General features: G+C 50.9%; 12 protein-coding genes. 11 read left to right on the plus strand and 1 reads right to left on the minus strand.

The window, feature by feature from the left end; all coding sequences use genetic code 11:
- Nucleotides 1-227: 227 nt before the first annotated feature.
- From ABWH99_RS22195 to ABWH99_RS22210, 4 genes are all read left to right on the plus strand, one after another.
- Nucleotides 228-1,664: a pectate lyase gene (locus tag ABWH99_RS22195; protein ID WP_375583956.1), complete on the plus strand. Its 1,437-nt coding sequence runs from the start codon at nt 228-230 to the stop codon at nt 1,662-1,664.
- A gap of 19 nt (nt 1,665-1,683) precedes the next feature.
- Nucleotides 1,684-1,968, plus strand: coding sequence for a hypothetical protein (locus ABWH99_RS22200; RefSeq protein ID WP_375583957.1), 285 nt, complete (start codon nt 1,684-1,686; stop codon nt 1,966-1,968).
- A gap of 83 nt (nt 1,969-2,051) precedes the next feature.
- Entirely contained in the window at nt 2,052-3,251 is a 1,200-nt protein-coding gene (locus tag ABWH99_RS22205) for a Gfo/Idh/MocA family protein (RefSeq protein WP_375583958.1), read from the plus strand.
- 230 nt (nt 3,252-3,481) lie between these two features.
- The gene (locus tag ABWH99_RS22210) at nt 3,482-4,237 is read left to right on the plus strand and encodes a DUF5995 family protein (RefSeq protein ID WP_375583959.1); all 756 of its coding nucleotides are present in this window, start codon (nt 3,482-3,484) and stop codon (nt 4,235-4,237) included.
- A 323-nt stretch (nt 4,238-4,560) separates the two neighbouring features.
- Here the strand turns inward: ABWH99_RS22210 and ABWH99_RS22215 are convergent, their stop codons facing one another.
- Complete coding sequence (locus ABWH99_RS22215; RefSeq protein ID WP_375583960.1) at nt 4,561-5,172, minus strand: DUF2911 domain-containing protein; 612 nt, start codon at nt 5,170-5,172, stop codon at nt 4,561-4,563.
- Between the two features lie 320 nt (nt 5,173-5,492).
- Between ABWH99_RS22215 and ABWH99_RS22220 the strand changes: the two genes are divergently transcribed.
- The 7 genes from ABWH99_RS22220 to ABWH99_RS22250 all read left to right on the plus strand — a co-directional run bounded on the left by ABWH99_RS22220 (nt 5,493) and on the right by ABWH99_RS22250 (nt 13,250).
- On the plus strand, nt 5,493-6,134 hold the full coding sequence (locus ABWH99_RS22220; protein WP_375583961.1) for a helix-turn-helix domain-containing protein: 642 nt from the start codon (nt 5,493-5,495) through the stop codon (nt 6,132-6,134).
- 91 nt (nt 6,135-6,225) lie between these two features.
- A complete protein-coding gene (locus ABWH99_RS22225) occupies nt 6,226-6,711 on the plus strand; it encodes a nuclear transport factor 2 family protein (protein ID WP_375583962.1) in 486 nt (161 codons plus the stop codon).
- Between the two features lie 144 nt (nt 6,712-6,855).
- On the plus strand, nt 6,856-7,857 hold the full coding sequence (locus ABWH99_RS22230) for a DUF1080 domain-containing protein (protein WP_375583963.1): 1,002 nt from the start codon (nt 6,856-6,858) through the stop codon (nt 7,855-7,857).
- An 84-nt stretch (nt 7,858-7,941) separates the two neighbouring features.
- Entirely contained in the window at nt 7,942-9,030 is a 1,089-nt protein-coding gene (locus tag ABWH99_RS22235; RefSeq protein ID WP_375583964.1) for a PepSY-associated TM helix domain-containing protein, read from the plus strand.
- 169 nt (nt 9,031-9,199) lie between these two features.
- On the plus strand, nt 9,200-10,888 hold the full coding sequence (locus ABWH99_RS22240; RefSeq protein WP_375583965.1) for a GMC oxidoreductase: 1,689 nt from the start codon (nt 9,200-9,202) through the stop codon (nt 10,886-10,888).
- Nucleotides 10,889-10,898: 10 nt separating this feature from the next.
- A complete protein-coding gene (locus tag ABWH99_RS22245) occupies nt 10,899-11,471 on the plus strand; it encodes a gluconate 2-dehydrogenase subunit 3 family protein (protein ID WP_375583966.1) in 573 nt (190 codons plus the stop codon).
- A 150-nt stretch (nt 11,472-11,621) separates the two neighbouring features.
- On the plus strand, nt 11,622-13,250 hold the full coding sequence (locus tag ABWH99_RS22250) for a potassium channel family protein (protein WP_375583967.1): 1,629 nt from the start codon (nt 11,622-11,624) through the stop codon (nt 13,248-13,250).
- The last annotated feature ends 193 nt before the right edge of the window (nt 13,251-13,443 follow it).

Here is a 13,443-nt window from a genome sequence, read left to right on the forward strand (position 1 = left end):
GTTGCCTGCATTCAAAACCCGTAGTACAGCTGCTTCGGGCGCATTGGTAAAGCCGTTCGCTTTTCAAACCAACCGCGTCTGCCACCTGCCCCCGGGGTATCAGAACGATCGTTCTGGTACCGGAAGCCTGTAAAAATCCGCGCGAATACTGGCATTTTGACCGGATTTGCGTAGTTTATACCCGCAAAATCGTTGCAATTTGTTTTCAACAATAAACCCATAAAAAGATGTTCTTCCGGAGGAGATTACTGATTTTTGCGATCGCTTTTGGCATGCTGCCAGCCGTATGTCCGATTTCTGCGCATGCCCAACCGCCCGTATCCGGGCAAAACGACTTGGTAGACCGGACCCATGTGGCACTGAAAAAAGGATTGGCGTTTTTTCATTCCCTGAATACCGAAGGAGGCTATGTGTACTACGTCACTCCCGACTTAAGCATGCGGTGGGGAGAGAGTCCAGCAGATCCACACACCATAGAGGTGCAGCCTCCCGGTACTCCCGCCGTAGGGCAATCCTTTTTGCGTGCCTATCAGGTCACTTCCGACAGGCAGGCATTGGCATTCGCCAAAGAGGCCGCAGATGCGTTGATTCGGGGGCAAAACAAACATGGCGGTTGGGACCATACCATCGATTTCAATAACCTGGACAACGAAGTAGTGAGTTTCGATGATGATCAAAGCCAATCGGCAGTTAGCTTTTTGATGGCGCTGGATCAGCTGCTGGTTGATCCTGTATTGACTGCGGCTACCCAAAAAGCCTTACAGATGATGCAGAAAACCCAACTCGGAAACGGGGGCTGGCCGCACAAGTACCCCGAGCAAGGAAATTACCACGATTACGCCACCTTCAATGATGGGGGGATTAACGATTGCATCCGTGTCATGCTGGAGGCCTACCGGTATTACCCTGAAGACGAGACCATTGAACAAAGCCTGCGCAAGGCTGCCCGGTTTCTGATGATCTCCCAATTACCGCCGCCCCAACCCGGTTGGGCGCAACAATACAATGAGTTTCTTCAACCGGCCTGGGCGCGCACCTTCGAGCCACCAGCAGTATGTCCCTCTGTTACCGTTAAGAACATCAATACCCTGATCGATTTGTACCTCATCCTCGGAAACGAAACATTACTCGAACCCATCCCCGATGCCTTGCGATGGCTTCGAGAGGTCAGGATGGAAAACGGAATGTGGGCGCGCTTTGTAGAACTCGGCACAAACAAAGCGCTCTATTACGATAGACCCCGAATTCGTGTAGAAAAGCTGGAAGATCTGCACCCCGAGCGCCGAACCGGATATGCCTATCAGACAGACTTGCAGGTACCGCTTGAGAAAAGCACTCTTCGGTATGAAAAAGCCCTTGAAATGGGTCACGAGGCCCTGCGTAAAGCAGAACAGTACGTGGACTCAAAAGAAGCATTGATGCGACGAATTGCGGATATCTCCGGGGATGTGGTGCGCGTACTCGAGGAACAAGAGGAATCCGGAGCCTGGATCACAAAAAACGATCGATTTAAGAAGAACATGCCACGAGGAGAACGCTGGAATGGCCAATACCTGACCATGGATCGCATTAGCAGTAGCGTTTTTAATAAAAATGTAGCCACGCTGTGTGAATTTCTCGAATTGAACCGTCAATTAGAAAGAGTCATGAAAACGACCAATTAGGTTTGTTTTGGAAGAATGCATGATAGCGAAAGAGCGGCATAAGCTTAACATACGGGGCCGAGGGGGCGATCCGGTTAGGTCCTTGTCCCAATTCAGTAGGGGCTACTGCTCAGGTTTGCTGAGTTCAGAAGACAGCGGCAGGGGAAATCCTCAGGAAAGAAATCCCTACCGGGCCTTGAAAAAGCCCGTAAACCCGGCGCCGGGCTTTCTTTCGGCTTCGGTATCGGGTGGTAACCCGGATTTCGGTAGGTACCTGGACTGGGCCGGTACTTTTAAATCCATCAAAATTCTGCTAGCTTCGTAACCTCCGGACGATCGTTACACAAGGTCAAAAACGACCTCCGGGGACATCAAGACAAAAACTTACTAAAAACACCTGACCAGAGAATGAAAAAAACATTGGGAATAGGGATGGTCGGTGCCCGCTACGGGGCCAGGATGCATCTGGCAAATTACCGGAACTTGCCGCCCGGACTGGTGGAAGTCAGGGGCGTTTGTTCCCTGACAGAAGAAAGTGCCTCCGCATTTGCCCGTGAGGCGGGCCTTTCCTTTGCAACGACCGACCTCCATCAACTACTGGCGCGGGAAGACATCGACATCATTGACATTTGTACGCCTCCCGCATCCCATCACGAGATCGCCATCAAAGCTGCAGAAGCCGGAAAGCACCTCATCATGGAAAAACCCCTGACCGGATATTTTGGCGAGCCAGGAGACCCTGAACCCATCGGGCTACACGTTCCCCGTGCGAAAATGAGGGCAGGCGCGCGCAACAATGCAGAAGCGGTACGGAAGGCCGTACGGGCAAACAAAGTGATCTTTTGCTATGCCGAAAATTGGGTATATGCGCCGCCTATCGTTAAAATGCGTCGCTTGATCGCGGCCTCCCGGGGATCCATTCTTGAGCTTCGGGCGGAAGAAAACCACTCTGGCTCAAATTCCGTGTTTTCCAAAGAATGGAAATCCATGGGCGGAGGGGCCTTGCTTCGAATGGGCGCACACGCGGTGGGTGCCTGCCTCTACCTCAAGCAGTGGGAAGGCGAGCACCGCAGAGGGAAACGCATACTCCCGGTTTCGGTGATGGCAGATACAGCAGACCTGATCCACTCGGAGGCCTCCGAACAGGCAAGAAAAGTACAGGCACACCAGTGGATAAGCTCCGACCCGACGGATGTAGAAAACTGGGCCAATGTGGTGATCCGGTTTGATGACGGGTCCCGAGCCTCGGTACTCGTCAGTGACGTGGGACTGGGTGGTCTCAACACCCGGGTTACGGCTTACATGACCGACGGGGTCATCAAAGCCAACATGACAGCAAACGATGTGATCGAAACTTACGCGGTAGATCCGGCAACCTTTGCAAGCGAGAATTTCACCGAAAAACTGGAGACCAAGGCGGGATGGAACCGACCCAGCTGTGACGAAGATTGGTTTCGGGGATTTTCTACCGAGATTGCGGATTTCATACAAGCAATCCGAGAAGGGCGGGAGCCACTTGCAGGCATTGACTTGGCCGTGGACTGCGTGAATGTCATCTATGCGGCCTATCAATCCGCGGAAGAAGGCCGTACCATTACGCTGGAATAGACCAGCTCCCGCAAGAGATCGGCGGGCCAATCCCCCATCGGTTTTCCATACCAACCCGCAGGGCCAATCCTTTCTGTCCGCCGGGCTTCCATAGGGGCACGCAAGGAAGTACTTCTGAAAAAATTTCATCTTCTTGTGAGCAAAAGGCCGTAAAATCCACTATTTTCACCGAAACGGGCGAGGCGATGAAGCCTGCCTGCTTCTGTTAGCGCACCCATACATGAAACACCATGCCCAACCCCCACTCCATTCAAGGCGTCCTGGAGGCGCTGGATCAAATCATCGACGAGAGTATTTCGAACAATAGCAGGATCGGCTTGTTTGCCTACGTTTACCGGCGAACGACGGATGAAATTGCCTCGGAAATAAACCTGGGCCATTTCAAAGACAATGAACTGCTGGAAAAATTTGATGTGGCATTTGCCCAATTGTACCTGAACGCCTACCAGGACTATAAAAATAACCGGGAAGTGAGCGGCGCCTGGGCCTATGCCTTTTCTCAGGTCGATAAGCCGCTAACCATTGTTCAACACATCCTTTTGGGTATGAATGCACACATCAACCTGGACCTTGCCGTTGCCGCTGCCCAGGTTATGGAAGGTCGGGACATCCAGGATATTGAGCACGATTTCCACAAAGTGAACGACATTCTTTTTCAAATAACGAACGAGTTACAGGACCGGCTTAGCCGGGTATCACCCCTGATGTTTGTACTCGACCTGATGGGTAAAAACAAAGACGAGCGGATCATCAATTTTAGCATGCGTAAGGCGCGCACCCAATCCTGGCGAGCGGCCAAACGCCTCTGGTCCCTGCCCGAAGAGGAAAGAGCGGGGGCAATACAAAAAATCGACCGGATAGTGGTCCTCCTTAGCAAACTGATCCGGTCGCCCAAATCGCTGGCAATTGCTCTATTTCTTTTACTGATCCGGGCCTTCGAAACGAAAGAAGTTGGCATCGTTATTTCCAAACTCAGAGAAGATTGACCGGACGCAGCCGCCGTCGCCCAGCGCCAGACCTGTCTCGGCTCCATCCTATCACCCCATGCCGGAGCCGTTTTCTTTACAGACCAGGTGCGATGCAGCACTTCTACGGGTAGGGATTGCCTGAGTTTTGCTTCCTTTAGCGCCTCAGTTCAGTAGAACCGGCTTCCCATGCTTGAAAAACGGGGTGCCACCGGGTGAAGGTAAACGAAAAAGAGGCAGGCCTGCACGGCTTGCCTCTTTTTCAATTTTTGCAAATGCTGGTCGTTTGCGAGCCGGTTTTCTGTGAAAGAAAGCCCGGAATGCGCCCGACGACCGTATTGCCTTTAAAATGCAGCCTTGAAGCCGTCCATTTTCTGGTCTACCTGTGTATCTACCATGAAGGCAAGCCGCACCTTGTCCCAGCCAACCATTACTTTGGCCACCTTGTTGTCTTCTGCCGATATGCTGTAAGAAAGTCTTTCCTGGCTTTCTCCACTCATCATCGGGGCTACTTTGATGGCTACGGCATCGTCTTTTGCCAATGCTGCTGCATCCACAGTATCCCCCTGCATGTACGCATAAATGGCATTTCCCTTGCTATTCAGATGAATGGTCCATTCGCCCGATGCCTGGGGAGTAATAAATACGGAATATTTACCAGGAGCGATGTTTTTTCCCGAAATAGCAACCGCTGTGCTGAATTCGATGGTCGTAGGCGCATTGGCACCTGCGCGCCAGGGAACCCCATAAGGCACCAGGCCACCAAATACGGTTCTACCCTTGACTGCAGGCGAGGAATACTCAATGCTGATCTTTGTAAAGCCCACTTGCTGGGATACTGCTGCCGCAGGGCTGGGGGCAGGAGCCATCAGCTGGGCCTGTGCCTGAAAAAAGACAGAAAAAACCAGCAACAGACTAAGCACTGCCGGAAAATAAAGTGGTGTTGACGTTTTCATACAATTTGGTTTTTTGAGCGTTTAAGAAGGAAAGATACGAAAGGCTTCCGTAAATCCAGTCCTTTCAATTTGAGATTTTTCAGGGAGGGACGGTAGGTGCCTGTACCCGATCGCATGTAAACTTACGAAAGCCCCCGGAAACGTTCCGGTTGAAAGCAAGGAAAATCGGGAGCCACTAGTTTTATACCAGGCCCGTTTTTTTTAGAACGACAGCACTAGATCTTTTTTCGCTACCGAAAGGGTACGCCCGTTTTTCCAAGCTCCCTGAAACGGAGATCCCGGTAAAAAAACTTCGGTAAGGCTCGGGAAAAACCGAAACCATGGGTATTTTTGGATCCGGTGCAGGGAATATCCAATTGCACGATAGCCGTTTGCACGGGCTTAAGGACAGGCGCAGACGGAAAAGGCCGACCAGGAATGCCATGTCAAAACTGAAACACATTCGGGAACAACGCAACTTAATACAGGAAGAACTTTCGGAAGCTTCCGGTATTTCCGTCAGAACGATTCAGCGTATCGAGTCCGGTACAGAACCGAGCGGTCAAACACGAAAACTCCTGGCCAACGCCTTAGACCTAAGGGATGAGGAGCTACTCCTCAAACCCCTATCGGCAACGCCGCCCTCCGCCTCCTTGCTCAAGCTATTGTCAATGTCTGCCCTGCCCTTTACGCTACTTCCGCCAGGAAATATCCTCATTCCCCTGCTTATCATGGCGGTAAAAAAACAGTGGGGCTCTAGCGCCAGGCAAATCCTGACCATTCAGATCGTTTGGACAATTGGTTCGACCATCCTGTTTATGCTGGCTGCGTTTACAAAAAAATGGCTTTATCTCGGAGGTAATTTCATGCTGCTGGTCATGGTGCTGTTGGTGCTGGCAAACGTGGGGATCGTTCTTAGAAACACCGTGGAGATCGACAGAAAAGGCAAACTTTTTTTTCACCTGGGCTTCCATCTAATTTGAGCGGGTGAAATACTGACGGCATACCGGCGGGAGATTGGCGGGTTGATTTCGGGTGAAACCAGCGATGTCGGTGCCATCTTGCAAGTAAAAAATGAAAACCTACCTGTTTGTAATGGCCCTGGCCTCTCTTTTGGCCGCAGTGCCTGCACATGCCCAATTGGATAAAAACGATCCGCTTTTCCTGGAACTCAAAAGGCAAGACAGCATATTTTTTGAACGCGGATTTAATCGCTGCGACATAGACTATTTTGAAAATCATATCGCATCGGATTTACGCTTCTACCACGACCAAAGTGGGTTCCAGGATCGGGAACGCTTCCTGAAAAACACCCGGGAATACATTTGTTCAACGGAAGCAAAAAAACCAATCCGGAGAATTGATGCTGAGAGTCTGGATGTATTTCCTCTTTATGATTCAGGGGAACTGTACGCTGTCCTGCAGACCGGAATTCACCACTTCTTCCTGCGCGAAGCGGGAAAGGAGGACAAATGGACTGGAACAGCGAGGTTTGTACATGTTTGGATATTGAAAAACAAATGCTGGATTTTGAACGAGGTGATTAGCTATGATCATTGAAATTCGGCCGGCGAAAGCCAAAGTAGATGCTGTGCACCACCGGTTCCCGGCACAAAGAGCCGAGGTAAGTAAATATTTTTTTGTACATTCGAGTCGAATAGATAAAAGTCTCTCATAATCCAGAAAAACCTCCTACCCCACGCCATGAAAAAGCTATTTTCACCGATCGCTGTCCTGATTATCGTCCTCTGCTGCTTTGCAACGTCTTTCGCCGAAACTCCACGAGACAATCCCTTTCTCGGGATGTGGGGCCTGGAAATCGAAGGCGGTGGAGTCGGATGGCTACATGTGAGTGAGGAAAAAGGGTACCTCGATGCCGAACTGCTGTGGATCGGGGGAAGTGTGCTGCCCGTGGCGCATGTCTACCTGGCCGATGAAAATACCCTGGTGGTCACCCGGACCAGCAGCTCCCGGAAAAGTGAAGATCGAAGCCATACACTTACCCATACGCTTCGCGTGGAGAAAACCGGAGATTCCCTGAAAGGAACCATGACCGGACCCAGCCGGGCCGGGGAGTACCAATCTCATTTTACCGGCAAACGCATGCCACCCATGCCGGACAAACCCGATTTGTCGAACCTCCAGTACGGAAAACCGGTCTCCTTATTTAATGGCACCGACCTGAGCGGCTGGGTATTGATGAACCCCAATCAGGCCAATGGCTTTTCGGCAAAAAACGGCGTGCTGCTAAACGACCCCGTACAGCCTGAAAACGGAGAACACGTCTCCTATGGCAATATTCGCACGAAACAGGAATTCGAAGATTTCAACCTAAAACTAGAGGTGAATGTACCGGAAGGAAACAATAGTGGCGTGTACCTGCGGGGTATTTACGAAATTCAGGTAGTGGATTCCTATGGAAAACCGCTGGACTCCCACAATATGGGTGCCTTATACAGTCGGATCACCCCTAGCCAGGCTGCCGAAAAACCGGCAGGCGAATGGCAGTCCATGGACATTACCCTGGTAGATCGACACGTTACCGTGGTCCTGAACGGAAAGAAAATCATCGACAACGAACCCGCATGGGGACCCACCGGCGGAGCCATGAGCGCCAACGTATTGGCTGCCGGGCCGGTATTCCTGCAGGGAGATCATGGAAAAGTGAGCTACCGAAACATTGTTTTGACGCCTATTGAGAAATAAGCGCAGCCTGCTTTATCCTGTACATGCGCAGAAGCAGGCACCGGATAGAAAGCAGGTAGCGTTCAGAATATCCCCTATTTTCGCATGTACGTCAGAAAAATTCTCTTGCGCTTACACCTGATTCTAGGCCTGGGAACTGGCTTGCTCTTTTTTGTCATTGCCCTTTCCGGGGCGCTCTATACCTGGGAGCCGGAATACAGTCGCCTGGCTTATCACCAAACCGTGGAAGCTCGGGACCGGCCCATGATTTCCATATCCGACATACGGCAAAGCCTCGAAAAAACCTTTCCCGAAGGAGATTTCCGGACGGCTCTCTACCGCAACCGTGAAAGTAGTATCGAGGTCTTGCTCTATGCACCCGGTACCTACTATCTGGCGCAGCTAAACCCCTATTCGGCCGAATTGATCCATTTACAGGACATGAACAAGGGCTGGATCAATTATTTGAAAAAACTCCACCGCAATTTGCTTTTGGGCGAATTGGGCAGGGAAATCGTTCATTGGGTAACCTTGCTGGCGATCCCACTAGTGGTATCCGGCCTGATCATTTGGTGGCCCGCAAAGGGCCGACCAAGCAGAGATACGTTTTTCCTGAAAGCAACCGCGAGTGCAAAAAAACGAAACTACGACCTGCATTCCGTACTGGGATTTTATGTTTCATGGGTCCTTATTTTCGCTCTTATTACGGGGATTTATTGGGGTTTTTCCCCTGTAAAAGAAACCATTAAGCTGCTCAGTGGAGAAAATAACATCGAATGGGAGATCCCTCGATCCCAGGTTCCGGCGAGGCCCGTAGAAAACGATGGAATCCTCGACCAATTGATTGCCGACTACCGGAACACCTTTCCCAATTCGGAAGTACGAATAGGTGTCCCGCATGGCGAGGAAGACCCCATCCACCTCTCTGTTATTGACCCCGGCAAAGGACTGACCGCCATCAATCACTACTACCACGACCAATACAGCGGAGAAAGAATTGAGGGCGTATTCCGCAACGGTCTGTCCAGCGAAATCTCAACTTTCAATGCGATTAACGGCATGGTGTACGAAATTCATTTTGGAAGTATTTTGGGGCTGCCGGGAAGGATCCTCGTATGTATAGCGGCATTGATCGCCGCATCCCTTCCCATCACCGGACTGCTTATCTGGTTGGATAAAGGAAAAAGAAAATGACCTGGCTCCCGTTCCATGGATTTCCGGTCCGCTTGTCGGGCGCTCAACAAGTAAACGAGGCTAACTCCCTTCCTCTTTTTTCTTCTTTTTAGGGAGTATTTCTCTTCCATTTTGTAAATTACAAGCAAAATGGTATCTATTTCGGTTAACGTTAACTACCTCAACAGCAATGGCTACATTTGACGCAATTGTCATCGGTTCGGGTATTTCTGGTGGCTGGTCGGCCAAGGAATTGTGCGAGAAAGGTTTAAAAACGCTGGTCCTGGAGCGGGGACGAAATATCGAGCACATCAAAGACTACCCCACCGCTTCCAAACATCCCTGGGAATTGGAGCACCGTGGCATGGTCACTAAAGATTACTCGGATGCGAATCCCATCTCCTCCAAAGCCTGGCTTTTTGACGAGGGTTCGGCACACTTCTTCATCAAAGACGAGGAGCACCCCTATGTCCAAAAGAAACCTTTTGATTGGATCCGAGGCTATCAGGTCGGAGGAAAATCCCTTACCTGGGGGCGGGCCAGCAATCGCTGGAGCGATAACGAATTCAAGGCTCCGGAACGGTTTGGCTACGGTATTTCCTGGCCCATTGGTTACGAGGACATCGCTCCCTGGTACTCCCACGTGGAAAAATTTTCAGGGATCTGCGGAGGCTCCGATGGAGTGGCATCCATGCCCGACGGCGACTACCTTCCTCCCTTTCCTCTAAACTGTGTGGAGCAGCACATGCAAAAAATCCTTTCGGAAAAGTTCCCCGACCGAAAGATGGTCGCAGGGCGCTGGGCCCATTTGAGCGAGCCCGAGGCCATTCACCTGGAACAGGGCCGTGGGAAGTGTCAATGCAGAAATCTCTGCGTGCGGGGCTGCCCCCTTGGCGGCTATTTTAGCTCGGTTTCTTCCACCCTTCCCTGGGCACAGAAAACGGGCAATCTGACCATCCGCCCCCATGCTGTCGTGCATTCCATCGTCTACGAGGAAAAATCTCAACGAGCGACCGGCGTAAAGATCATCGATGCTCGAAGTAAAAAAGAGGAAATCATCGATGCTCGTCTGATCTTTGTGAATGCCTCGGCATTGAACACCAACCTGATATTGCTGAACTCCACCTCTGCGCGCTTCCCCAATGGATTGGGCAACGACAGCGGGACACTTGGAAAATACATCTGCTTTCACAATTACCGACCCAGTACCTGGGCTACGATCGATGGCTTCGACGATCGGTACGTAGATGGACGGGTTCCCTCCGGCCCAATCATGCCAAATTTTAAAAACTTCGGTGAACGAAACGCTACCTTTCTGGGTGGCTACATGACCTTCATGGGGGCCTTCCGCCCAAAGCGTGTCAGCGTACCTACCAGCGAACCCCAATTGGGGGTTGCCTTCAAACACCGCATGAGCGAACCGGGTCCCTGGCGGGTCTACATGTACATGCAGGGCGAAACCCTGCCCAAAGCCAGCAACCGGGTCAGCCTCAGCAGGGACAAGAAAGACCCCTGGGGCATTCCCCAATTGGTCACGGATATCAGTTACGATGAAAACGACGAGTGGATGATTCAGGATTTCCACGAAGAGTCGCGGAAGATGATGGAAGCCCTGGGATGCAAAAACATCGAACACGTGGACAATAAGCAAAATCCCGGTCTGGACATTCACGAGATGGGTGGCGTACGCATGGGAAAGGACCCCGCCAGCTCCATGCTGAACGGGCACAATCAATTGCACGCATGCAAAAACGTCTTTGTGACCGATGGTGCCTGCATGAGCAGCACCGGCAACCAGAGTCCATCTGTTCTTTACATGGCCTTATCGGCCCGCGCCGCTGACTATGCGGCAGAACAGTTCAAAAACGGAAACCTTTAATCCCCAGGCAATGGATCGACGATTGGCATTAAAACAAACGGCCCTTTTGGTGGGCGGTACGGTGGTCGGCGCCGAGCTGTTCTTGTCCGGCTGCCACTCGGAGAAAACCCAGGCTCTTGCCTTTACGGGCCGGGAACTCATGCTGATGGACGAAGTTGGCGAAACCATTTTGCCCGAATCAGACCAATCTCCCGGAGCCAAAGCTGTGGAAATCGGACATTTCATGGCCAAAATGGTGCTCGATTGCTACGGGAACCGGGAGCAAGAGATCTTCCGTCAGGGATTGAAGGCAATTGATCTACTGGCCAGGGAAACGCAGGGAGGGGATTTCCTATCCCTCGATTTCCAGCAAAAGACGGAGCTCCTGACCCGACTCGATTGGGAAGCCAGGCAAACCAAGCCAGGAGCAGCTCCCCATTTTTTTTCGCTGATGAAGCAACTGACCCTGCTGGGGTACTTTACCTCGGAAATCGGGGTTACCCAGGCACTGCGCTACAATCCCTCACCCGGGGGCTACGACGGCTGCGTTCCGTATGAAAAAGGGGTTCCGGCCTGGTTCGGGCCCACTTCCTCTATCGGCTGATTGCTTTGACCGGCAGGTTCCCTTTGGCATGGCTGTGTTTCGCTGCAGGGAAATTGGACCGCTCAAGGATACGGGTTAGCTCTTTCATTTCGATCCACCTCTTTCCTCCAAAACTTTTTTTTAAATAACTTAGCGATCAAATGGACTTCCATGCAAAATAACCTAAAACGAAGAATTCTTTTTGCGGTACTTGTTGTAGCGGGAATAATCATACTTTATGCAAAGATTTTTGTATGGTCCATGGCGGTTTTTGAAAGCCGGGAGGTCACCTTTCCCCAAGGCCTGCAGGTGGTTGTAGAATCCCTCACCACCAGTGGTTACGGAGGATTTTCTCCCTGGCAAAGTGACTTCATGAATTACTTTGTGCTGATCATGAACCTTACCGGAGTGGTGTTTGTCTTCGTGGCCTTCCCCGTTTTTTTTCTTCCATTCCTTCAAAATGCCATCGAAAAATCTCCGCCAACAAGCGTTAGCAAAACAGATCACGTAATTATTTGTTCGTACTCCACCCACGCCGAAGTATTGGTAAAAGAATTGACCTCTCGCAACCTGGACTACGTCATCATTGAACCAAAAAAGCAGGCGGCAACGGACCTTTTTCTATCCGGGGTAAACGTGATGACCGGCAATCCGGAGTTGGAATCCGTGTTGGAATCGGCCAACGTCAGAGAAGCAAGAACAGTGGTAGTTAATTCGGGCACAGAAAAAAACATTAGCATTCTTTTTTCGACCAGAAATCTGAGTAAGGAAGTGAAAACAATCGCCGTGCTCGAAGATGAGGAAATGGAAAACTATCATAAACTCGCCGGCGCAGATAGCACCATTTCTCCCAGGCAACTCATTGGAAAAAGCCTGGCTGCTCAGGTTCCGGCAATATCCATCAATGACAGTGTGGAAATTGATGCAGCGGTTGAATTGATCGAAATGGATATTGAGGAAGGCAGTGAACTTTGCGACAAATCCGTTGGCGAGGCCAATTTACTGGACAATTTGCACACCAATATCATCGGAGCATGGCAAAACGGAACCTTTCAAAGCCCGGTACCCAGTAACCTGATATTGACGGCAAAGACCCGGTTACTGGTTGCAGGGGATCGGGAGGAACTGGCCAATCTGAATAAAAAGGCAGAAACAAGGATACGGCGTTTTGCACAAAACAAGGTATTAATCTTGGGATACGGATTGTCGGGACGAGCTGCCTTTGGTGCCTTGAAAGCCAAAAATGTATCGGTAACGGTTATCGACATTCGCGAAAAACAGGGGGTTCACATTGTAGGAGATGTCCGGAAAGCGGAAACCCTCCGGAATGCTGGAATCGACAAAGCTTCTGCCCTGATCATTACCATTCAGGACGATACGGTGGCATTGTTTGCCAGCCTGCTCGCTCGCAGCATGAATAGCAAAATACACATCATCGTGCGTGCAAACAATATGGAAAACGTCAGGAAATTATACAGTGCCGGCGCAGACTACGTGCAATCCCTCGCTACCGTGAGCGGCCGTATGCTCGCCTCCAGTATTTTTGAAGACGAAACCTCGCTCGCGGCGGACAAACAAATTAATCTCCTTCGGATACCTGTAGGTAAGCTAACCGGGACCACCCTGGCGAAAAGCAATGTGCGGGCGGAGACAGGCTGCACCGTTCTTGCCGTGATCCGGGATGGTAAAAAGATTTCAACCATCGATCCCGGCACCTTTCTATTCGAACAGGAGGATTACGTCATTGTGGCGGGAACCGACGAAAGTATCCGAAAATTTGAAGAAGCATTTGGGAACTAAAATGCTTACTGTATCGATTTTGATAGTGTAAAAAGACTTTATGAGTCTGAATTGCACTGCTGACCTGACTCAACCCTACGCAGGAAAACCTGAAAACGAAATTACCTGTTGGCAACTTTCCGGGGAGGACCTAAAAAGCTACCCCCTGAGCCTCCGGGTCCTCCACCCATTCGGTACCTTGCGGTAAAAAAAA

Origin of the sequence: Cyclobacterium xiamenense, from assembly GCF_042140265.1 — a bacterium.
In the GTDB taxonomy this organism is placed as follows: domain Bacteria; phylum Bacteroidota; class Bacteroidia; order Cytophagales; family Cyclobacteriaceae; genus Cyclobacterium; species Cyclobacterium xiamenense_A.

Excerpts from the sequence above, each read along its gene's own strand:
- ABWH99_RS22195 (WP_375583956.1), top strand. The coding sequence starts at position 228 with ATGTTCTTCCGGAGGAGATTACTGATTTTTGCGATCGCTTTTGGCATG.
- ABWH99_RS22200 (WP_375583957.1), top strand. The coding sequence starts at position 1,684 with ATGATAGCGAAAGAGCGGCATAAGCTTAACATACGGGGCCGAGGGGGC.
- ABWH99_RS22205 (WP_375583958.1), top strand. The coding sequence starts at position 2,052 with ATGAAAAAAACATTGGGAATAGGGATGGTCGGTGCCCGCTACGGGGCC.
- ABWH99_RS22210 (WP_375583959.1), top strand. The coding sequence starts at position 3,482 with ATGCCCAACCCCCACTCCATTCAAGGCGTCCTGGAGGCGCTGGATCAA.
- ABWH99_RS22215 (WP_375583960.1), bottom strand. The coding sequence starts at position 5,172 with ATGAAAACGTCAACACCACTTTATTTTCCGGCAGTGCTTAGTCTGTTG.
- ABWH99_RS22220 (WP_375583961.1), top strand. The coding sequence starts at position 5,493 with ATGGGTATTTTTGGATCCGGTGCAGGGAATATCCAATTGCACGATAGC.
- ABWH99_RS22225 (WP_375583962.1), top strand. The coding sequence starts at position 6,226 with ATGAAAACCTACCTGTTTGTAATGGCCCTGGCCTCTCTTTTGGCCGCA.
- ABWH99_RS22230 (WP_375583963.1), top strand. The coding sequence starts at position 6,856 with ATGAAAAAGCTATTTTCACCGATCGCTGTCCTGATTATCGTCCTCTGC.
- ABWH99_RS22235 (WP_375583964.1), top strand. The coding sequence starts at position 7,942 with ATGTACGTCAGAAAAATTCTCTTGCGCTTACACCTGATTCTAGGCCTG.
- ABWH99_RS22240 (WP_375583965.1), top strand. The coding sequence starts at position 9,200 with ATGGCTACATTTGACGCAATTGTCATCGGTTCGGGTATTTCTGGTGGC.
- ABWH99_RS22245 (WP_375583966.1), top strand. The coding sequence starts at position 10,899 with ATGGATCGACGATTGGCATTAAAACAAACGGCCCTTTTGGTGGGCGGT.
- ABWH99_RS22250 (WP_375583967.1), top strand. The coding sequence starts at position 11,622 with ATGCAAAATAACCTAAAACGAAGAATTCTTTTTGCGGTACTTGTTGTA.